This window comes from Vibrio sp. 10N.247.311.12 (assembly GCF_041467515.1).
Classification (GTDB): domain Bacteria; phylum Pseudomonadota; class Gammaproteobacteria; order Enterobacterales; family Vibrionaceae; genus Vibrio; species Vibrio crassostreae_C.
The window spans coordinates 15,282-36,555 of the sequence record NZ_JBFSUV010000038.1; the positions used below are offsets into that span (position 1 = coordinate 15,282).

At 44.8% G+C, this 21,274-nt stretch carries 25 protein-coding genes; 6 read left to right on the forward strand and 19 right to left on the reverse strand.

The window, feature by feature from the left end; genetic code table 11:
- Positions 1 to 12: 12 nt before the first annotated feature.
- Together ubiA and AB6E30_RS16320 are read right to left on the reverse strand one after the other, a co-directional pair.
- A complete protein-coding gene (ubiA, locus tag AB6E30_RS16315; protein WP_017061043.1) occupies positions 13 to 867 on the reverse strand; it encodes a 4-hydroxybenzoate octaprenyltransferase in 855 nt (284 codons plus the stop codon).
- Entirely contained in the window at positions 868 to 1,410 is a 543-nt protein-coding gene (locus tag AB6E30_RS16320; protein ID WP_164091128.1) for a chorismate lyase, read from the reverse strand.
- A 162-nt stretch (positions 1,411 to 1,572) separates the two neighbouring features.
- Between AB6E30_RS16320 and AB6E30_RS16325 the strand changes: the two genes are divergently transcribed.
- Complete coding sequence (locus AB6E30_RS16325) at positions 1,573 to 1,980, forward strand: flagellar basal body-associated protein FliL (protein WP_372104420.1); 408 nt, start codon at positions 1,573 to 1,575, stop codon at positions 1,978 to 1,980.
- 87 nt (positions 1,981 to 2,067) lie between these two features.
- Here AB6E30_RS16325 and glpG read toward each other — a convergent pair whose 3' ends face one another.
- The 6 genes from glpG to ftsY all read right to left on the reverse strand — a co-directional run bounded on the left by glpG (position 2,068) and on the right by ftsY (position 7,720).
- Positions 2,068 to 2,910, reverse strand: coding sequence for a rhomboid family intramembrane serine protease GlpG (gene glpG, locus AB6E30_RS16330; protein ID WP_017063770.1), 843 nt, complete (start codon positions 2,908 to 2,910; stop codon positions 2,068 to 2,070).
- A gap of 58 nt (positions 2,911 to 2,968) precedes the next feature.
- Positions 2,969 to 3,289 carry a thiosulfate sulfurtransferase GlpE gene (gene glpE, locus AB6E30_RS16335; protein ID WP_017061039.1) on the reverse strand — a complete coding sequence of 107 codons (321 nt, stop codon included), beginning with the start codon at positions 3,287 to 3,289 and terminating at the stop codon, positions 2,969 to 2,971.
- Between the two features lie 440 nt (positions 3,290 to 3,729).
- Positions 3,730 to 4,587: an RNA polymerase sigma factor RpoH gene (gene rpoH, locus AB6E30_RS16340; protein WP_017055518.1), complete on the reverse strand. Its 858-nt coding sequence runs from the start codon at positions 4,585 to 4,587 to the stop codon at positions 3,730 to 3,732.
- Positions 4,588 to 4,764: 177 nt separating this feature from the next.
- Positions 4,765 to 5,733 (reverse strand): permease-like cell division protein FtsX, encoded by a 969-nt coding sequence (gene ftsX, locus AB6E30_RS16345; RefSeq protein WP_372104423.1) that lies wholly within the window; start codon positions 5,731 to 5,733, stop codon positions 4,765 to 4,767.
- Positions 5,720 to 6,397 (reverse strand): cell division ATP-binding protein FtsE, encoded by a 678-nt coding sequence (gene ftsE, locus AB6E30_RS16350; protein ID WP_004736585.1) that lies wholly within the window; start codon positions 6,395 to 6,397, stop codon positions 5,720 to 5,722. Before ftsE ends, ftsX begins: the two co-directional genes overlap by 14 nt.
- Positions 6,398 to 6,475: 78 nt before the next feature.
- The gene (gene ftsY / locus AB6E30_RS16355; RefSeq protein ID WP_102321184.1) at positions 6,476 to 7,720 is read right to left on the reverse strand and encodes a signal recognition particle-docking protein FtsY; all 1,245 of its coding nucleotides are present in this window, start codon (positions 7,718 to 7,720) and stop codon (positions 6,476 to 6,478) included.
- Positions 7,721 to 7,950: 230 nt separating this feature from the next.
- Here ftsY and rsmD point away from each other — a divergent pair, with 230 nt between their 5' ends.
- Positions 7,951 to 8,553, forward strand: a complete 603-nt coding sequence (gene rsmD / locus AB6E30_RS16360) for a 16S rRNA (guanine(966)-N(2))-methyltransferase RsmD (RefSeq protein WP_372104426.1) — start codon at positions 7,951 to 7,953, stop codon at positions 8,551 to 8,553.
- A gap of 10 nt (positions 8,554 to 8,563) precedes the next feature.
- Positions 8,564 to 8,830 carry a DUF1145 domain-containing protein gene (locus AB6E30_RS16365; RefSeq protein WP_016784000.1) on the forward strand — a complete coding sequence of 89 codons (267 nt, stop codon included), beginning with the start codon at positions 8,564 to 8,566 and terminating at the stop codon, positions 8,828 to 8,830.
- Positions 8,831 to 8,947: 117 nt separating this feature from the next.
- On the opposite strand, the gene AB6E30_RS16370 is transcribed toward AB6E30_RS16365, so the two are convergent.
- From AB6E30_RS16370 to AB6E30_RS16385, 4 genes are all read right to left on the reverse strand, one after another.
- On the reverse strand, positions 8,948 to 9,532 hold the full coding sequence (locus AB6E30_RS16370) for a YhgN family NAAT transporter (protein ID WP_102321185.1): 585 nt from the start codon (positions 9,530 to 9,532) through the stop codon (positions 8,948 to 8,950).
- Positions 9,533 to 9,738: 206 nt separating this feature from the next.
- Positions 9,739 to 9,975, reverse strand: a complete 237-nt coding sequence (locus AB6E30_RS16375) for a YecH family metal-binding protein (protein WP_017066763.1) — start codon at positions 9,973 to 9,975, stop codon at positions 9,739 to 9,741.
- A gap of 90 nt (positions 9,976 to 10,065) precedes the next feature.
- Positions 10,066 to 10,686, reverse strand: coding sequence for a lysoplasmalogenase (locus AB6E30_RS16380; protein WP_017061033.1), 621 nt, complete (start codon positions 10,684 to 10,686; stop codon positions 10,066 to 10,068).
- Between the two features lie 927 nt (positions 10,687 to 11,613).
- A complete protein-coding gene (locus tag AB6E30_RS16385; RefSeq protein ID WP_372104429.1) occupies positions 11,614 to 11,988 on the reverse strand; it encodes a DUF4145 domain-containing protein in 375 nt (124 codons plus the stop codon).
- Positions 11,989 to 12,232: 244 nt separating this feature from the next.
- Here AB6E30_RS16385 and AB6E30_RS16390 point away from each other — a divergent pair, with 244 nt between their 5' ends.
- On the forward strand, positions 12,233 to 12,562 hold the full coding sequence (locus tag AB6E30_RS16390; protein WP_017061032.1) for a DUF2500 domain-containing protein: 330 nt from the start codon (positions 12,233 to 12,235) through the stop codon (positions 12,560 to 12,562).
- A gap of 60 nt (positions 12,563 to 12,622) precedes the next feature.
- On the opposite strand, the gene AB6E30_RS16395 is transcribed toward AB6E30_RS16390, so the two are convergent.
- From AB6E30_RS16395 to rhtB, 7 genes are all read right to left on the reverse strand, one after another.
- Complete coding sequence (locus tag AB6E30_RS16395; RefSeq protein WP_372104432.1) at positions 12,623 to 13,636, reverse strand: acyltransferase; 1,014 nt, start codon at positions 13,634 to 13,636, stop codon at positions 12,623 to 12,625.
- 169 nt (positions 13,637 to 13,805) lie between these two features.
- A complete protein-coding gene (arsJ, locus tag AB6E30_RS16400; RefSeq protein ID WP_029235838.1) occupies positions 13,806 to 15,026 on the reverse strand; it encodes an organoarsenical effux MFS transporter ArsJ in 1,221 nt (406 codons plus the stop codon).
- Between the two features lie 96 nt (positions 15,027 to 15,122).
- A complete protein-coding gene (locus AB6E30_RS16405) occupies positions 15,123 to 15,614 on the reverse strand; it encodes a cyclin-dependent kinase inhibitor 3 family protein (protein WP_017061028.1) in 492 nt (163 codons plus the stop codon).
- A gap of 21 nt (positions 15,615 to 15,635) precedes the next feature.
- Positions 15,636 to 16,637, reverse strand: a complete 1,002-nt coding sequence (locus AB6E30_RS16410; protein WP_017061027.1) for an ArsJ-associated glyceraldehyde-3-phosphate dehydrogenase — start codon at positions 16,635 to 16,637, stop codon at positions 15,636 to 15,638.
- A gap of 173 nt (positions 16,638 to 16,810) precedes the next feature.
- A complete protein-coding gene (locus AB6E30_RS16415; protein WP_017063763.1) occupies positions 16,811 to 17,152 on the reverse strand; it encodes a metalloregulator ArsR/SmtB family transcription factor in 342 nt (113 codons plus the stop codon).
- 99 nt (positions 17,153 to 17,251) lie between these two features.
- Entirely contained in the window at positions 17,252 to 18,472 is a 1,221-nt protein-coding gene (locus tag AB6E30_RS16420) for an EAL and HDOD domain-containing protein (RefSeq protein WP_372104435.1), read from the reverse strand.
- 45 nt (positions 18,473 to 18,517) lie between these two features.
- On the reverse strand, positions 18,518 to 19,135 hold the full coding sequence (rhtB, locus tag AB6E30_RS16425) for a homoserine/homoserine lactone efflux protein (protein WP_017061024.1): 618 nt from the start codon (positions 19,133 to 19,135) through the stop codon (positions 18,518 to 18,520).
- A gap of 81 nt (positions 19,136 to 19,216) precedes the next feature.
- Between rhtB and AB6E30_RS16430 the strand changes: the two genes are divergently transcribed.
- Both AB6E30_RS16430 and AB6E30_RS16435 read left to right on the forward strand, forming a co-directional pair.
- Positions 19,217 to 20,197: an alpha/beta fold hydrolase gene (locus AB6E30_RS16430; RefSeq protein ID WP_017061023.1), complete on the forward strand. Its 981-nt coding sequence runs from the start codon at positions 19,217 to 19,219 to the stop codon at positions 20,195 to 20,197.
- Between the two features lie 182 nt (positions 20,198 to 20,379).
- Positions 20,380 to 21,207: a Cof-type HAD-IIB family hydrolase gene (locus tag AB6E30_RS16435; protein ID WP_372104439.1), complete on the forward strand. Its 828-nt coding sequence runs from the start codon at positions 20,380 to 20,382 to the stop codon at positions 21,205 to 21,207.
- Positions 21,208 to 21,274: the final 67 nt, after the last annotated feature.

Sequence of the window (21,274 nt, forward strand, 5' to 3'; positions counted from 1 at the left end):
AAAAGCGGATGATTACCAGAAGGTAATGAACAAGCCCGCTGTCACTGCCATTCCAACATAGTTGTTGTTTAGAAAGGCTTGGAAACAAAGGTCTCGATCACGGTGGCGCATCAGGTGTTGTTGATACACAAATAAGCTTCCCGCTACCAACAGTGCCCAATAGAAGGTATCTCCTAGTTGGTAATGCATGCCTAACGCAATCAGCATCGCTAGGGTGACGAGTTGCAAAGAGCCAACAATCAGTTTATCGAAGCGACCAAATAAAATAGCCGTCGATTTAATACCAATCTTCAAGTCATCATCTCGGTCAACCATCGCATATTGCGTGTCGTAAGCAATCGTCCACAACGCGTTAATCACGAAGACAAACCACACAATGCTTGGCAGTTCATTGGTTTGTGCCGCCCAAGCCATTGGTATCGCCCAACTAAACGCTAAGCCAAGAAACAACTGTGGAAGATGCGTAAAACGCTTCATGAAAGGGTAAATGAACGCCAGACCCACACCAATAAATGAGAGCTTAATGGTCAGTGGATTCATGGTGAGTACCAGCAAGAATGAAACTACGGCTAGCACTAAAAAGAGCAGAATCGCTTCCTTACTGGAAACCAAACCTGAGGGTAATGGACGCTGCTTGGTACGTTTAACATGACCATCTACTTTACGGTCCGCAAAGTCATTGATCACACAGCCAGCTGAACGCATCAACACCACGCCGAGTACAAAAACAACCAAGACATCAAAATCAGGCATACCTTGTGCGGCGATAATCAGTGACCACAAGGTCGGCCAAAGGAGTAATAGGGTACCAATCGGGCGATTCATTCGCGTTAATTGCCAATACGCCTTCGCTTTGGTGGCAAGCATTTACACACTCTCCTTAGAGTAAATGGGTGATGTTGGTAAAAACAGTTCTGCCACAAGCATCGGTTTATGGTTCATCCATAATCGAGAACGACGCGCGAGTAATCGCTCATCGCCTGCGATAACCCAACCGACTTGCAGCGCATCTCGCTCCACGTTCTCAGCACTGAAAACGGTCAATCCAAGCGGGACATTACCTTGTTGAGAAAGGTCTGAGTGCTGATGATCTTCTAATGTGACTCGGGGAATCAAGGTTCGACCTAACACCCACGGTTCGTCATCACCCTTTAAAATCACTTTACGCAGTAAGCAATCAAACGATGATAAAAGATGTTCCTCGTCTTGTTGCAGCATTGAGCGTTCTACAACTTGATTATGAAGCAACTCAACAGACAGGTGCTGACAGCACTTCCCCAACTTGCGGGAAAGAGAACCTTGCTCCATCAGCCACTCTTTGGTGGTTTCATTAGGAAAATCAAATGTTTCTGTACTTTGCCAATCTACATTCATTAACGAATTAAGATACAGCGATATTGGCTGATTCATACTAGTATTCAATAGGTGACTTTACACGTACAATAAAGCTTCAACTTTCGAACAAAATTAAAGCGTTCTTCGAATTGTAAACGTATTTAGATTTAGACCGCTCATTGTAACAAGACTAATGCGTTTCGAATATCGCGAATAAACTAAAGAAAAGTCACAAATATGCACAAACGTTATGTAGCCCAAATATTTCTTGCGATTACCCTACTCTTTTCAGCATCAAGTTTCGCGGAAGAGGAGTCGGCAGCTAAACTCGCCTACTTCACGCTAGAGCCAGACCTGACCACCAATTTTTACACTAAAGGTAAAAAACTGGGCTACATTCAGGTTCGCCTCGACATCATGGTGGCAACTAGTAGCGACTTGGCCGCTATTGAGCATCACCAACCACTGATTCGCGATGCGGTGATTGAATTGCTTGGCAAACAAAACGAAGAAACCATTAAATCTCTATCTGGCCGTGAAGACTTAAGAAAATCCTTAGTTGAACACCTCAACAAGATTTTGCTTCCAGAGACAGGTAAAACCCTGATTGCTGACTTACTGTTTACCAAATACCTTTATCAGTAATGATGTAAAACGAATCCCAATAAAAAAGCGGCTCATCTGGCCGCTTTTTTTGTCTCTATCGTTTGGCTACTCATTAGAAGATATGAATTAGCTTCTTGCCGAGCTTGGTGCTTTCATCGCATCGATAAAGCCAATAATCACACCAGCGGCTAGACCAGCTAAATGCGCCGTATTGGCGATAGCCATAAATGGCTGCATGTACCCAAGCACCAACCACACCAACATAAAGCCGACAATCTGTCTTGGGATACCTAAACCAAGTTGTGGCGCCTTCGCACCAACCACCCATAAGTAACCAACCAAGGCATACACAACACCAGACAAACCACCGAAGTTCGCCCCTTCAACCCAATACTGCCCAGCACCTGAAAGCGCAGAAGAGACAGCAAAGATCTGAAGTAGCTTGAGGCTGCCAAGTTTCTTCTCAATGTCTCCACCTAGCTGCCACCACCACAAAATATTAAATGCGATGTGCATAACAGAGAAATGTAGAACGGCATGACTCAACCAACGCCACAGCTGCCATTGCTGTCCATCCACCGCTGGGAAATGTAGGGCATTGAAAATAGCTTGGCCAAAACCGATCTGTTGCAGCGCAAAAATCACCACACACACCAACATCAGGCTTAGTGTCACTGGGCCTGCTTTGGCTTTGATCATGCCCATGAAGCTTGGCGTGTGGTAATGGAAGTTGCTCTTTCTGGTCTCTGCCATGTCCCAAGATGCAGCTTGATAGCGCTTATGATTGGGCTCAGCCAGAAAACGATTCAGCTCAGCTTCGGTTTCAACCTGAAATTGGCCATCAAGAAGCCAAAGAGCAAAACGCCCTTCTCCCTCTGGAGACATCTGAATAGGGATCTGACGAGAGGCCATATAATCAATAAATGCTTGAGCAAGACGTGGATTGTCTAACACCATCAATCTAATCATTGTTACTTCCTATTCATTCTATGAGGGATGCTTGAGGCGGTTCAGGTGATGAAAGTCATTAACCTGCGATCACTGGAAGTTCAGCACGATGCCAAGCTTCGAAACCACCATCAACACTATATACCTCTTCAAAGCCTTGGTTCACTAAATATTGTGCCGCACCTTGGCTACTGATGCCGTGGTAGCACATCACTAAGATAGGTTGTTCGAACTCAACCTCATCCATGAATGACACCATCGTATCGTTAGTCAGGTGGTAGGCTGTTTTTGGGTGGGCAACCGCAAAAGACTGCGGGTCACGTATATCGACAAGTCGAGCTTCGCCTTGTTCGATGAGGGCTTGAGCGCCTTTAACATCGATATGTTTAAACTGGTCCATGACTTTCTCTTTTTATACTGATTTACTTTGCTGCCATTGTAACCTATCCCAAGGCTAACATTCACATCCACTTAATAAGGTTATCCACCAGCGATCACTTTTACACCATTTGTGGATAAATCTGTGAATTGCGTGAATAAAGTGTCTTTTCAAAAATAGATCCACAACATGTAGTAATGATCCTGATCTAACTGTGGGTTAACTGAAACATATCCCCACTCGAAAAACCCCGTCAAAGCCTTACTACACACTGCTTTTAGATAGCTGACGAATAAACTTCTCACAGAGTTATCCACAAAATCATTTTGCAAATTTCGATCGCAAAAGTTGAGAAATCGATCCAAAACAAAAAGGCCGAGATCTCTCGATCTCGGCCTTTTCAAAATTCAGCTATTTGTTAGCTCTACTAGAAAGTAGAAGCTAATAGAAACTAGATGCTATTAGAAATCACCAACGGCTTGTTTCAATTTCTTCATCGCATTCTTTTCTAACTGGCGAACACGCTCAGCTGAGATACTGTAGGTATCCGCTAAGTCTTGCAGGGTTGCCTTGTTGTCGTCTAACCAACGTGAGCGAACAATGTGTTGGCTACGCTCGTCTAAGCTTGCTAGTGCTAGCCCTAGGCGATTATTGGTGTGTGACTCCCAGTTAGCCGCTTCAACCGTCTCAGCAACGTCTGACGCCTTGTCTTCTAGGTAGTAAACTGGAGCAGTGTAAGCAGAACCGCCATCGTCATCGTCCATAGGCGCTTCAAACGTCGCATCTTGTGCTGCTAAGCGAGATTCCATCTCACGAACTTCTGAAGGCTCAACACCCAGTTCACGAGCAACCGTCTCAACTTCACCGTTATTGAACCAACCCAAACGCTTTTTAGACTTACGAAGGTTAAAGAACAGTTTACGCTGTGCCTTAGTGGTCGCAATTTTAACGATACGCCAGTTACGTAGAACGTATTCATGGATTTCAGCTTTGATCCAGTGAACAGCAAACGAGACGAGACGAACACCAACTTCTGGATTGAAGCGCTTAACAGCCTTCATCAAGCCGATGTTACCTTCTTGGACGAGATCAGCCATTGGTAGCCCGTAGCCAGAGTAGCCTCTTGCAACGTGCACCACGAATCTTAGGTGGGAAAGGATCAAGCCTTTCGCAGCGTCGATCTCACCTTTGTAATGTAATCGCTCTGCAAGTCCACGTTCCTCTTCAGGAGTCAGCATAGGGTAGCTGTTCGCTGAGCGGATATAGCTATCTAAACTATCTTGTGTGACTAAAGCCATTTGATACGCTTGGTTTGCCATTCGGTTCCTCATCAATCTCTGATCTGGAGTAATACATCTATTAAAACCCTACAATCTTGAACCTAAAATGAACAGGTTTCAAGGAGGGGGAAGTAATTATGCATAATCAATTCGTCTATACAAGGCAAAAACTGGTTAAGAAGTGCCTATTTTTCGTCTAAATATGACTCTATTCACCTAAACTGGTTCAATTTCTTTTAGGTGACGCTGTGCAGAAAGCTTTGCAGCCACACTACCAAGCAGAGTTCCGACGATCAAAAGCAGTAAAGATTCATCCCAACTCAGGCCAATTAAACGGAAGTGGCTGTCGTATAGCTGAGCCAAGTCATCCACCGCGCTGTTCAGCAATACGGTAATCAATGCCGTCATTACCCAAGCGCTAATCGAACCTAAAACGCCAAACCACATCCCAGCATAAAGGTATGGTCGAAGAATGTAGCTGTCGGTCGCACCAATCAGCTTCATGGTTTGAATCTCTTCTTTATGCGCCAACACATTAAATCGTAGTGTATTGCCGATAATCAGAAATACCGCGCCCAGCATCAATACCGTTAAGGTAATCACGATGACAGCCGCTAATGCTTTGATCGCATCTAATCGCGCTAACCAATCTTCGTCTAGGCGAGCATCGGTCACTAATTCTTGTTGTTTAACTGTGCCTGCCAGCTCTTTAATTAAGGTATCGCTGTGCACGCTTGGCGTAATCACCAGCACACCTGGCAGTGAATAATCGTCGAGAATGGTTAAGGCGTCTTCAAAACCAGAATACTGGCTGAGGTCTGCAAGCCCTTGCTGCGGAGAAATGTACTCCACGAGCTCAACTTGATCCCAACTTTCGATTTCATCCTTAAGCACCATTACTCGTGGCTCAGGAATACCATCCTCTACATAAGCACTTATTTGTGACGGGCTAGTGACATCTTGCGCCACTTCCCCTACATTTTTACCTAATAGGTACAAACAAGCTGGCATCGCCAACGCCATAGAGATCACCGCAAGGGTCAGTAAGTTGCCTAACGGGCGCTGCCACATTTGCGAGAACGATGACTTGGCTTGTTTCCAGTGAACAACAAAGAAGCCGTCGCTTGAAGCGCGGTTTGCTGCTCGATTAGATTGAGGTTTTTTGATGCGCTTATTCGCGGCCATAGTCTTCAACCTCACTCAAAAATCCTTGGTTTAATTCAAGATGGCGGTACTGAGGGCGAGTGTTCACTAACCCGATATCATGCGTCGCTAGGATGATCGTCACACCTGCGCGGTTGAATTCTTCAAATAATCGCAACACACGGTTAGATAATTCAGGGTCTAGATTACCGGTAGGCTCATCGGCTAAAAGCAGAGTTGGACGGTTAACCACGGCGCGAGCAATACCCACGCGTTGTTGTTCACCACCAGAAAGTTGGCTTGGCAAACAACGGGCTTTATCTAATAAACCGGTTTTATCCAACGCAGCACTGACTCGGCGTTTTATTTCGTTTTCAGAAATAGATTCAATACGCATAGGCAGAGCGACGTTATCGAAAATCGAACGGTCCATCAGCAGGCGATGGTCTTGAAAAACAATCCCAATATTACGGCGTAAGAAAGGAATGTCTTTGGCTGGGATACGAGTGATATCGTGATCGTTGAACCAGACACGTCCATCAGTTGGACGCTCTATCGCGCAGATCAACTTCAGCAAGGTACTTTTACCAGCCCCAGAGTGCCCACCCAAAAAAGCCATCTCTCCACGTTTCAGGTGAAAGTCCACTTTTTGGAGCGCTTGTCTTCCACCTCGGTAGGCTTTACTCACTTGCTGAAATTTGATCACCGAAAATTCCTCTTACGATCACTCATATCAAATTTAAAAACGGTAGCAGATTAAGGATAAACCACTTTGCTACTCGCGTTACTCTTCGCGGCTAAATAGTGCTTCAATGAAGTCTTTAGATTCAAATGGACGCAGGTCATCAATACCTTCACCCACACCAATGTAGCGGATTGGAATCTGGAACTGGTCAGCAATTGAGAAAATTACACCACCTTTCGCCGTACCATCTAGCTTAGTCAGTGTAATACCCGTAACTGGAGCCACTTCACTGAACAACTTCGCTTGGCTGATAGCGTTCTGACCTGTACCTGCATCGAGCGTTAGCATGATTTCGTGTGGCGCAGAGTCATCAATCTTCTTCATTACACGAACGATCTTGCGTAGCTCTTCCATCAGGTTGCTCTTGTTCTGCAAACGACCGGCTGTATCAGCAATCACAACATCAACACCACGAGCCTTCGCTGCTTCAATCGCATCGTAGATAACAGACGCACTGTCCGCACCAGTGTGTTGAGCGATAACTGGCACATCGTTACGCTGACCCCAAACCTGAAGCTGTTCAACGGCTGCAGCACGGAAGGTATCACCCGCTGCTAGCATCACTTTCTTGCCTTCATTTTGGAATTGTTTCGCCAGCTTACCGATCGTAGTTGTCTTACCTACACCGTTCACACCCACCATTAAGATAACGTAAGGTGTTTTAGTGGTATCAACAACCAGTGGCTGTTCCACTTGGCTTAAGATGTCTGCCATCTCTTCTTTGAGCAGACCATAAAGCGCTTCACCGTCTTTTAGGTCATTGCGAGATGCTTTTTCTGTCAGGTTTTCAATGATCTTAACCGTGGTATTCATACCCACGTCAGCAATCAGAAGTTGCTCTTCTAGCTCTTCAAACAGGTCTTCATCGATTTGCTTGCCTTTGAACAGACCAAAGAAACCAGCACCGATGTTTGCTTTAGTGCGGCTTAGGCTGCGCTTAAGACGAGCAAAGAAGCTTTCTGTCGGCTTCTCTTGTACTTCTTCAACCTTAGCTTGAGGAACTGCCACTTCTTCCTGTTCTGCTTCTGCTTCTGCTTCTGCTTCTGCTTCTGCTTCTGCTGCGACAGGTTGCTGCTCTTGTTGAGCTTCTTCAAGCGCTTGCTCAGATTCAGTTGGCTTAACTTGTTCAGCTTCAGGCGCGACCTGTTCAGCCTCAACTTGTGATTCAACTTCAGTTTGATCTTCAACGCTTTCTACGTTCGCTTCATTCTGAGTTTTTGGGCTTTGTTCTTCTTCACCAAAACCAAGCCACGATAATAATCCGCGCTTCTTTTTTTCCGTCATCAGAGGAGTTTCCTAGATCTACTAATTAGCTGTATTGACTTAATACACGTCGACTCTTTGCTATTGTTATACAATACAAGCTTGTACAAACGAATAGTAAAGAAAAATGACAAAGCAGTGATAAGTTTGCTTTTAGCTTGATACACTTTGTCATTGCAAATTTATTTAATACACGAACCCACTTAAATTGGGCTCGGTATAGTATCACTTTATTAGCGGTCAAAAAATCTATGGTAAGACGTCGCCAGCAAAACACATCACAAAAAAAGCCATCCGGAGGCTTTGTTCGAATTATTAGTGGCTCATGGAGAGGTAGAAAGCTGCCTGTTCATGATTTAGAAGGATTACGCCCAACCATTGACCGAGTAAAAGAAACACTCTTTAACTGGGTGGCTCAAGATATCCCACATTCAACTTGCTTGGATGTATTTGCCGGTTCTGGCGGTCTAGGTTTTGAAGCAGCTTCTCGCCAAGCCAAAATGGTGACACTGCTCGAAATGAATCAAAAGGCGGCTAAACAGCTTTCTGATAACGCGAAAGAGCTCAAGGCAGACAACATTAATGTCGTGAATACTGATGCTATCTCTTTCCTTAAGAAACCAGGCACTCCTTACGATATGGTTTTCCTTGATCCACCATTTCGCAAAGGCTTACTGGCAGAAACAGTACAACTGCTTGAGAGTAACGGTTGGCTTGCAGACAATGCCATCATTTACATCGAGACAGAGAAAGAACTGAAACTCGAAGCTATGCCAGAGAACTGGGAATTGCATCGCGATAAGACCACCGGACAGTCAAGCTACCGACTGTTCAATCGAATTACTGAAGAATAGGAGTTATTGAATGAAGTTCTTGCTTCCACTAGCAAAAGCAGCCATCGCCTTTGTTTGGTTTATCTTGATCGTAAATATTTTCTACCCGTTCCCGGGTAATGCTGCGATTGCGCTTTATATCATGACAGCATTCTTGTTCTTCATGCACGGCCTGCAGATGCTGATTTTCATCGGTGCTTTCGGCGACAAGATCGAGATGTCACGTTGGGAGAAGTGGTCAATATTGATTTTCGGTGTCTTCGCCTTACTCGATATCCGACGCAAACACATGATGTAATCGAGCTTAAGCCCAGATATAAAACGCTTAGCTACAGAAAACATCATGACAGAAACAGTAGAGACAAAAACGCCGCTCATTTGAGCGGCGTTTTTTTATTCAGCAATGATATTGATGTTAGCCCATGTAGCCTTTCACACCATCGAGGAACATTTGCGTCGACAGCATAACCAACAACAAGCCCATCAAGCGTTCGATGGCTTTAAGACCTCTCTCTCCCAGCACTCGCAGGAAGAAGCCATTAAACATCAGAATAAAGAAGGTAGCACCCCAAGCCAGCATCACTGCGCCTGAAAGCTCTAACATATTGTCAGGGTGCTGTGTCGACAACAGAATCAATGCCGCAATCACTGAAGGGCCAGCAATCATTGGGATCGCCATCGGCACAATAAACGGTTCTTCACCCGCCGCGAGGCCAGTAATACTACCCGCACTTGGGAAAATCATCTTAATCGCGATAATAAACAGAATAATACCGCCAGAGATACTCAAGGTTTCAGGCTGCACGTGCAGGAAGTTCATGATGCTTTGACCCGCAAATAAGAACAGCAGCAAGATAACCAGTGCGAACATCAGCTCACGAATCAGAACAATACGGCGACGCTTCGGGTCAATATGCTTAAGGATAGAGAGCACGATTGGCAAGTTGCCAAGCGGGTCCATGATAAGAAACAGCATGGTTGCTGCAGATAAGATTTCCATAAGTTTGTCTCGAAAAGCGTAAGTGCGCGGAGTATAGCAGCCTCAACATTGATTTTCGAACGCAGTGATAAGCGGGTTAACTGATGCTTTTAAAAGGGGATGTTATAAGAAGGCAAATTAGCGAAAGCAGATTGAAAGGTAATGAAAAGAGTGGAGCCGAAACATGCACCCACTCTTTATTCACGAATAAAACAAGCCACTAAGAATTAGTGATTACACACACGTTCGCGGTTAGTGCAAAGCTTATCATCGACAACGACAACCTTTTCCATCTTCAAGAAAAACTTCAACAGGCTATCTAAATCCAGACCATTGAGCTTACAAGTATGGAAGCGAGCTTCTTCGCCATAGGTTTGAGCAAGCGCTAATGTTAGCTCTTCGCGAGTCAGTGGCTTTTCACTAAGCAGGTTTAAAACGTTGTGTGCGTGAATTTCAGTCGTCATAACTCAATCTCATGTTTAATGAATTACACGTAGAGTACCGAGTTTTAGCAACGCCGTTTTGATGTAGCTCAGGCTTGAGAGAGCTCTACCCTAAATAGTAATCGATGCGACGATGAATGCGTGTGCGAGAAAGTAACTGCCCGTTACCCAAAAGTAAGCGCCCTTGATTGGGCTGCGGTAACTGTTTAGCGCATAAGCTAAGGCCGAAAGGAGCAGCACGCTACAGCCAGCAAAACCGACCGCGTGTGATAACTGAGGATCCAGCAGCCAAACCTCACCAGAAGCCCATGCTAACTGAATAAGCACAATGCCCATGATGACCACGGGAAAAACGAGTTTGTCTAAGCGTGGCAGCAGTAAAAAGAAAGCAACAACGCAAGCTGCCAATAACAGCGCGAACAACCACCAAACCATTTCACCTGATAGCTGTAACCAAAAAGCTTTGCTGTAACAGAGTTGAGCCAATAAGAAGCAGACAAAATGCAGAGGGCGTTTTTGAGTGAGAGTATGAAGCACATCTGCGATCGCAGAGATAGCCAACCCCGCAACTATCCAATAGGTAAAGTCAGCCACAACCGACTGAGTTAAAGCAATTGTCGCTAATAATACAAAGGTAAATACCTTATACGATAAGGCCTGACCGATATGTCCATGTTTCGTTCCTGCTATTGCTCCGATACCAGATAAGGAAACCGCTAACCAACTCCACATACCACTTGCCCTATTGCTTTAAATCGTCGCCAGTCTAGGCACACGAGTGTTGATGTAAAGCCTCAGCCCCTCAAAATTGGATCTTGATTACGCTTCCACTAAAAAGAGTCTCTTTAGATTGAAGTCGTAACAATTACCACCATGACAATGGCCATTCGTTTAAAACTAGAACGAATCATCATAAAACCCATTCAAACTGGCATTAGAGTCGCCATACTTGAATTTTGGCCAATTCTAACCTATCGACCCCACCAAAACCGGCCTAATTCCGTAAAATACCACACTTAAAAAATTAAAATAACCACATTTAAAGTAAATAATAACAATAACTTAAATAAACAAACTCAAGATTAATAGGAAAATAAAAACGCCAACCAAGCCTAGACTTGTAAAGTAGCCAGTTTTCTTTTTTAACGCCCAGTTTTGTCAGGTTATTTCAAGCCTCCGGTAAAAATCGCCACAAAAACCAAGCCGAAAACTTAAAAAACCAACCAAAACCAACCTAGCCACCACCAACCTCTATTAATACAGTTTAACAACCTTTAACAATATAAATTACACAAAACAACCATTACAAAACAACAAGTTAAATCAAATTAGAACAAACATAAATCACAACGAACAAATTAAGAACACACCATAAAACACAGTTAAACACTGCCAAACAAGCCAAAAACTCATAGTTTTCTACTACTTTTAAAGCTTTCGAAAGTAATTCTTGATCTAAGGCCATAAGTAGTGCTATTCTTTAAAACATAGCGAGAGACAACCAAATTTAGGAGTAGTGTTATGATTTCATCTTCGCAAAGACAAGGACTTGTAATGATCGCGGTAGTTGTAGGTCTAATGACACTACCGATGATGTACTAAGCAAGTTACAGATAAAAAAAGGGACGCCATGAGCGTCCCTTTTTTTGTTCAATTTTTTCACTTCGAAAACAGATGCAGTGTTAGCACATCCCAGTTCGCATAATAGAAACCTGCGGCAGCTAAAGTCATTGCCATCATCAGTAAGATCGCAACTCGCCAGATAAAACGACCACTACGTGGAGTCAGCTCCTTCTCACAGTCGTTACACATCATGATGAACTTATATTGGTCTTCCAACTTAGCCTCATGTTCATTGACTACCTTATTACGACACGTTGCGATATAGCGCAGCTTGCTCACCATATCGTGCGGTAGCCTTTCTTCACAGCTTGTTACAAGCTCATGCAATCCTTCGCCTTCGGCATGATATTGAAGCCTCAATAATTTCTCTATATTGCGAGTTCTTGTCACCACTTTTTCAATATCGGTCATCTTAGCCCTCCCGCTCCACACTATAATTCTAGTCGAGCATTTCCCTATTCTTATACAAAATCACTGTTATTTACGAGAGAAAGAGACAATAAATAACAATGCTTTATCCCAAACTGACCATTAAATGTGATGTCTGCCGAAAAATAATCAGCTTGGCTTACAACAGTTCACGAATAACGGCTTTAAACACATATCCCTATTGCCTGAAAGACTAGAATAACCATCACGACTACATGGAGGTTATATGCCTAATTCACTCTTTTTTGCCATCTTTGCTCTCGCTGCTCTAGCGGCTTGGGTATTTATTGGTTTCTATCGAAAACACTCGCAAGGTGAAAATGCGCCAGAGAAGAAAGTGAATGTCACGGTGTTAGACAAACAATCGATCGACCTTCCTGACGCAGAACCGGGCCAAGAAGATCAAGAGTACTGGATTTACGTTCAACGTGGTGTGGTTGGTCCGAAGCGAGAATTCCAAGTCGGCATCCACTATTTCCACGCCCTTAACCCTGGCGACAAAGGAACCTTAACCTACCAAGGCGATAAGTTCTTACACTTTGCGTTGAAGCGCTAAACGTCAGCCGCTTCAACTGTCGTCCCTAAGCAATCCATCAGAAAGCCTTAGCAATCACCGCTAAGGCAATAACCAACGCGTTTTCTCTGACTTAGACACCAACCAGCTCATCCATAATGCGCCAGCTCCGCTGATCACAATCCATAATGGAATAACCCATGCCGGATGTCCTTGGTACCAACCAAACTCTTTCATCGGCCACAAGAAAATCGGGTGCAGCAGGTAAATACCTAAGCTGTGCTTACTGATAAAGCCAACCACTTGGTTACTCTTCTCAGACAGGCCTTCACCATAGTAACGGCATACCATGAACACCATGCTCGCGGCTAATACGGTATTCAACGTTTTGTAAGATAGCCAGCGCCCTACCGTGTACTCTTCTGCTACCAAGCTTGCATCAACCACCATGTAAACCGTGGTTAGTAACGCTAGCCCACCCAGTAACACACTCATGCCAACTGTCATCTTGTTAAGTGGCACAATCTTATAGAGCAAGTAACCCAATGCTAAGTAACCGGTGTACAACCACAATTCGTGACTCCAAGGGCCATCGATTTTCAGTAAGAACAGCAATGTTGTGAACAACCATACCGCCGTAAAGGCATAGACCGATCTATCACCGTACTTTCTAACCATGATCTGCAAGAACGGAATCACAAAATAGAGTGGGATGAAGTAATAGAAGAAACCAAGGTGGTAATAGGTGTAATGATGGTAGCTATTAAGCAACACGTCCCAACTGACGTCGGCATCAAAGCCCATTGCCGACCAGCCCGACAGATAGGTATAGAAAAGCGACCAGACAATGAAAGGTATCAGTACCTTGCCCAAACGACGCTTGAGGTAGTATTTGGCGTCAAACGGGCGCTGATCACTGAGCATCAGTGCGCCAGTAATCAAAATGAACACAGGTACTGCCCAGCGGCTGAAACCGTTTACCGTAATGGCAGTAAGCCATTCACCGAAAGGAATAGTGCCCAACTCATTGCGATAAGGCGCCAAAACATGAATCGCGATAACCGCTACGGCCGCGACACATCGTGCTAAATCAAAAAAGAGAATTCGCTGCTTCATGTAAATGCCTGATTAATATTAAATCATTCTACTATAGCAATAAAAAAGCTGACCGGAATAAATACCAAGTCAGCTTAGTGTTAAAGGAGATACTTATCGCGAATTTAGCTCATACGACTCTAGCTTCTGCGACTTGAGCTCTCACAAATGAGGCTCATGTGGCTGAAGCTTATGCCGCTGAAATTTGCGGCACTTTCGGTAAACGGAGAGAGATCACCGTCGTTATCGCCAAGAATGCGAAGGAAACCCACAGACACGCAGACAAACCTGCCATTTGAAATACCAAGCCCGACAATATCGTGCCAATCAAACGGCCCATCGCGTTTGCCATGTAGTAGAAACCGACATCAAGAGAAACGCCATCGCCTTTCGCATAACTCACAATCAAATATGAGTGAAGTGATGAGTTCACCGCAAAGATGACACCAAACACCATCAAGCCACCGATAATAACTAACTCGGGTTGCCAGCCAATCTGTACCGCATAAGCGATAGCAGCGGTCACTATAGCCAGCGCACCAGCCCATAACAGCGCGGCATGGCCATCTGGCACCTTACCTTGAGCTTTACCAGTAATCTTCGGCGCTATGCCCTGTACAAAGCCATAAGCGATAGTCCAAGCAGCTAAGAAACCGCCAACCCATGAGTGATCCCAACCAAACACACTGCCTAGGTAAATCGGCAAAGCAATCACAAACCACACATCACGAGCGCCAAACAGGAACATACGTGCTGCGGATAGGATGTTGATGGATTCAGACTTAGAGAAGATCTGTTTGAACTTAGGCTTGGTTTTCGCTTTGCCCATGTCCGCTTCTAAGCTCAACACACTGCCAACGAAGACCAATGCCAACACGGCTGCCATCGCGAGCACGGCGTATTGGAAGCCAATCGTTGAAAGCAGTAAACCACCAATAAAGAAGCCTGCCCCTTTAAGCGCATTCTTAGATCCGGTCAGAATCGCAATCCACTTATAAAGCGCGCCTTGTTGTTCATCAGGAACCAGAGTCTTAATTGAGCTCTTGGCACTCATCTTATTGAGGTCTTTAGCGATACCAGACAAGGCTTGCGCCGCCATGACCCAAGGAATGGTCAGCATTGCCGTTGGCACCGCGAGCATACCCAAGGCGACGACTTGCATGCCTAACCCAATGTTCATGGTCTTATTGAGGCCAAGACGCGCCCCTAACCAGCCACCGATTAGGTTAGTCACCACACCAAAGAATTCATAGAAAAGGAACAGTGAGGCGATTTCTAACGAACTGTAGCCAAGGTCGTAAAAATACAGAACCACCAACATGCGAAGTGCACCATCAGTAATGGTGAAGTTCCAGTAGTTAAAAGTCACCAACATGTATTGGCGAACGCTCTTACTTAGATTTGAAAACATAACGCTATCTCTGCAATCTAAACAAAAAGAGCTTTTGGATCATGATAAGTTCAACACTCCAGATACCAAAAGCTCCCTGTCTAACACTGATGACTATTAGCTATTCGCTACGCCATTAATGTATTCAACCTGGATAGGTTTAGTGAAGGCACCTGGACGCAGTGCCTGCACCTCTTGAACTACCTTGCTCAAATCCCAGCCTTTTTCTAACAGTAGGTGAGCTGCGAACAAACCAGTGCGACCAGAGCCGCCCATACAATGCATTGCAACCTTGCCGCCGTTATCGACGATGTTATGTAGCTCAGGGCTAGCTGCTTGCCACTTCGCAGCAAAACCAGCACCCGGTGCACAGTCGTCTTCAATTTCGATCTGGAACCATTGCATACCTAACGCACGTGTTTTTTCACCAAGTGCCGCCACGTCTTTGCTTGCAAGCTCATGGTCATCAAGTGCTGTCACGATAGCTTCAACGCCTTGCTCTTTTAGCTGAGCCAGTGATGCATCAAGCGTTGCTTCTTTTGTGCCTGGGCACGGAGTAAGCACTAGCGCACCTTGCTCTAGGTCTAGTTGCCATGTTGGATGTATCATTATATCTTCTCCAGATTCTTATTAAGCAAGGCCAACGGTACGAACAAGCTCAGCGGTACGTGTTGCGTAACCCATCTCATTGTCGTACCAAGCGTAGATCTTAACCATGCGCTTACCGACCAACATCGTTGATAGTGCATCCACGATTGTTGAGCGTTGGTCGCCTTTGTAATCGATAGAAACCAGTGGACGCTCTTCAAAGCCAAGAATACCTTTTAGTTCATTCTGAGACGCTTCTTTCAGCATCGCGTTAACTTCTTCTGCCGTGGTGTCTTGCTTCACTTCGAAGATGATGTCTGTCAGAGAAGCGTTCGCTAGCGGTACACGAACTGCGTGGCCGTTGATGCGGTTTTCTAGCTCAGGGAAGATCTCAACAATCGCCTTAGCGCTACCCGTTGTTGTTGGGATAAGACTCATGCCACATGCACGTGCGCGGCGTAAGTCTTTGTGCGGCGCATCAAGAATAGTTTGCGTGTTAGTTAAATCGTGAATAGTGGTGAAGGCTGCGTTCTCGATACCAAGCTTCTCGTTGATCACCTTAACCACTGGCGCGATACAGTTCGTTGTACAAGACGCTGCCGTTACGATTTTGTGTACCGCAGGGTCGAAGATATTGTCATTCACACCAACAACGATGTTTGCGATGCCTTCTTCTTTCACTGGCGCCGATACCACAACACGTTTCACGCCCTGCTCTAGGTATTTGTTTAGGAAAGAGGTCTTACGGTGAACACCTGTCGCTTCGATAACCACATCACAACCAGACCAGTCGATCGCATCGATGTCGCGCTCTTGTGTGGTTTTGATGCGCTGACCGTTGATGATCATCTCATCGCCTTCTGCAGTTACTTCGTGGTGAAAGCGACCTTGAACTGAATCAAATTCTAGAAGGTGGGCCAGTGTTGTTGTGTCGCCAGCAACATCGTTAATTTGAACAAATTCTAGCTCATCCCAATCGAATGCTGCGCGAAGTGCTAGACGGCCGATACGACCAAAACCATTAATACCTACTTTGACTGTCATTTTCTGTTCTCTCAGTTAATTGCCTTCATATTTGAAGCCGCAGCGTTGTTGACTACGTTCACTTACCGGAGCGCCGGCCGCCCTAATTACATAGAGCCACTATGCTCATAGGGATAAGTTCACTTGTCGCCTAGCTGCAACTACAACTATTTCGGCATTAAGTTTTAATGTATTTAAACGCAACATACTGGGCGTGAGTTCATCGACTCTAAGCGCTCAATATCTTGCTGGTATTCAGTTTTCAAACAGTTCGATGCAATAAGGTCGTCAATTAACTTTAGCATCCAACCTGGTAAATCTTGTGACAGGCGGTAAAACACCCACTGCCCCTGGCGAACATCAATCAAAACACCGTTTGAACGCAGCTGCGCAAGATGGCGTGAAACCTTTGGCTGACTTTCTTGCAATGCCTGAGTCAACTCACCAACCGATAAGCACTCATTGCGAACTATCAACATTAAGCAACGCACTCGCGTTTCATCGGACAGTAATTTAAAAAATTGGTGAGGAAGCATAAAAACATACTCATATATGGATATGCACATATCTTAGATATAAAAAAACGCACGTCAAGGCGTGCGTTTCAATTGTCATAAAAGTTTAACGAAGAAATATCAGAGCTTGTTGGTCACGGTATGGCTCCAACGGCGCGCTTCAGTAAGCTCCGTTTTAACCTGATCCACGCTTAATCCTAAATCGGCGCAGTGCTCATCAATCTGTTGCCAATCGGCATGCTCAAAGCTCTCTTCAAGTGCGAGCAAGGTACCATATGGCCCTTCTCTACGTAATAGAGCAACCTTGATACTTTTACACAGCGGCAACTGCTCGACTAAGTTATCTAACGACAAGTCCAACAGAGCATCCAACAAGGAGAATAAGCCAATCATAAAGGCCTGTTCTCTATACCCTTCAAATGCCTGATAGCGAGACATACGCTGACAAAACTGAGCACGCTGTAGAGACAATCCATACAGCTCTTTAGGCTTTTTATCGGACACATAAGAGGCGACGGCTAACGAGACAAACATTTTCAGTTTCTCTTGACCTAGATATACCAAAGCCTGGCGGAATGAAGAGATGGTAACCTCAAGGCGAGGTGACATGGTATTCACAAAACGCAGTAACTTATACGACAAGGCGACATCTTTCGCGACGATGCTTTCGACACGTTGGAAGTTGACTTCCGGCTTACACACTTCTTGGAACAGCTCCATAGCAATTACTTGCTCAGGGCTAATGTACTTGGTCTTGATGATTTCAGGTTTGCTGAAGAAGTACCCTTGGAAGAACTTAAAACCCGCCTCTTTCGCTTGCTTAAACTCTTGCTCAGTTTCGACTCTTTCAGCCAGAAAGCTAAACTTCTTCCCTTGATGCGCCCTAACCAAATCACACGCTTCATCCAAACCCATCTGCATAATATCGAGCTTTACGATATGCGTGTATTTAAGGAAACGTTCCCATTCTGGGGTCGAAGTAAAATCATCTAGGGCAATCATGTAACCCGCTTGGTAAAGGTCTTTAACCGCTTCCAACAATTCATCTGTTGGTTTACAGGTTTCCAGAATCTCTACCACCACCTTATCTTTCGGCAAACTTAAGGGCAGTCGACGAATCAAACTTTGATAAGGGAAGTTGATAAAGCAGCGTGAAGATGGAATAGAAGGGTTAAGACCAACAGACAAGAAGTTCTCAACAATCAGACGATACGTTGCTCGATTAGACTCAATATGCGCTGGGTACGCATTCTTTTCTCCATCGCGAAATAACAACTCATAGCCGAGTGTATTCCTCTTGCGATTTAAGATAGGTTGTCGAGCAACGTATGTAGCGGTCATTTCTTGATAACTCTGATTGGTTTAACTATAACTCAGTCGCTTAATCTAAGCTTTCGCGGCAGCTAGCAAAGCACCGCAGCCCATGAACATACCACCAAATATTTTATTTATCTTACCCATTATGCGATCAGAGCGAATAAAACGTCCCATTTGTGACGCTAATGAGGTGTAACCCAACATAACAACGCTATCAATGAATACTGTCGTCACACCTAGCACTAATAACTGAGGTGCTTGAGGTTGTGTAGGGTCAATAAACTGAGGAAACAAAGCCACCAAAAACACGATTGATTTCGGGTTAGTTAGGTTGATAAGCACAGCGTTTCTCAGCAGTTTGCCACTCGACAGAGTAGAGCTTTCTTCAGATGCTACTAGGCTCGAGCTATCACGCCACTTTTGAATACCTAACCAAAGTAAGTACACCACGCCGACCCACTTAATGATGGTGAACGCCAACGCAGACTTAGCAACGAGTGCACCGATACCCGCGCCCACCAGCATAATGTGAAACGCAAGACCAAGCTGTAAGCCAACAATTGATGCGAGTGACTTTTTAGTGCCATAGCTAAGCCCATTACTGATTGAGTTAACGGTACCCGAGCCCGGAGCCAAGCTAAACAAAATCGCTGTGACAACATAAGCAAGCCAAACATGAGTATCCATTTGCATTTCCTTACTAGTTCTTTAATCTAACAACATTAGTAGCAATAAAGCTCTCACACGCATCAGTTCAGGTAATTTCCCATGGAAAACCACAGCGAAGCCACCTTCCCTTACACTCAAGAACCTCAGTTCGATCATGCGATTAAACACCCGATCAACGCTCTTTGGCAACAAAGAAAAGAGGGGTTTTTAACATCGTCTGGTAAAAAGAAACTGTACTGGTGCAGCCTCACCTCAGAAAAGCACAGCAAAGCTATTGTGATTTCAAATGGCCGTATCGAATGCTGCCAAAAATACCAAGAAATCTTTTATGATTTTTATCAACAAGGCTATGACGTTTATTCATTTGACCACCAAGGTCAAGGCCAGTCTGAACGTATGGTAACAGACTCTGACATTGGTCACATTCATGAGTTTGATGATTATGAATCTGACATGTCTGACGTCATTGCCAGTTTTGATCTCAGTAAGTATTCCAATCGCTACCTGCTCGCACACTCAATGGGCAGCACCATAGCCACTCGCTACCTACAAACCCATCCAGACCACCCGTTTGATAAGGTGACTCTGTGCGCTCCGATGTTTGGTATCAATACCGAGTGGTACCTGAAACCTATCGCGATGATCGTTGGACAAGTGCTTACCGCTTTTTATGCCAAGCCAACTTACGCGCCGGGCCAGCAAGCATATTATTCGAAGCCTTTTGAAAACAACTTACTGAGCCACAGTAAGGTTCGCTATCAGTGGTTCCGCCGCTTATATGACGAGTCTCCATCTTTGCAGGTGGGTGGACCAAGCACGCGTTGGGTGTGGCAAGGGTTAATGGCCGCCAAGCAAGCAATTCAACAAACTCGTCAAATCAAGATCCCTCTGCTATTGATTCAAGCTGGGGATGAAAAGATTGTCAGTAACAGTGCTCAAGTAAAGTTCATCTCTAAGCTGAAGAAAACCAACTCTGATTGTCAGTTTAAGTTGATTGAGGGTTCTAGGCATGAGGTGTTGTTTGAGCAGGATGAATATCGCAATCAAACACTGGATGCGATCAATCAGTTTTTCGCCTAGAGCTAATAGGCTAAGCAACCTACCAAGAAAATAAGCGCTAAAGAGGAAGAGAAGTAAGTGAGCTTTGCCCTCTTTTCTTGCATGAATTTGGCATACAATTTCTACCTAGAGATATTGTAGTTAAAACGATTCTAGCGCTGGCTAGCGTCAATATTGGTTAAGCATTTTGCAATGAGGGTTAAATGAGTATTCCTGCACTAAAAGATTCCGTGAAAATTGTTGCTTCTGATTTAGATGGTACGCTTTTGGCTCCCAACCATCAGCTAAGCGACTTTACCAAGCTAACGCTTAAGAAATTACACGACCAAGGTTATACCTTCATCTTCGCAACGGGTCGCCATCACGTCGATGTAGCTGGGATTCGTCAAATCGCAGGGATTCCGGCCTACATGATCACATCAAACGGTGCTCGCGTACACGACCAGAATGATCAGCTAATGTATAGCCAAAACGTACCTCAAGAGCTCGTTCAACCGGTTATTGATATTGTGCGCCAAGATCCAAACATCTTCATTCACATGTACCAGAATGAAGATTGGTTACTCGATCGTGAAGATGAAATGCTGGCTAAGTTCCACAGTGAGTCTGGCTTCAGCTACAAGCGCTTTGAAGCAGACAATGCGCCGAACGACGGCATTGCCAAGGTTTTCTTCACTCACCCAGAGCAAGACCACGAATATCTAGTTACGTTTGAGCAAAAGCTAAAAGAAGCATTTGGAGACAAGCTAAACGTTGCCTTCTCAACGCCTTGGTGTCTGGAAGTAATGGCCGCTGAAGTATCTAAAGGCCACGCTTTAGACGCTGTTGCGAAATCCCTGAACCTAACGCTGGATAACTGTGTTGCCTTTGGGGATGGCATGAACGACGCTGAGATGCTGGCTATGGCGGGTAAAGGTCTAATCATGGGTACATCACATGAGAAAGTGATGAAAGCACTACCTGACAATGAAGTGATTGGCAGTAACGCAGACGATGCCGTTGCTCACTACCTAGAAAAGCATCTGCTCTAATCTCGCTCGTTGAACAGATCTGAATAAATAAAAAGGCAGCCAACTGGCTGCCTTTTTTGAACCTTAC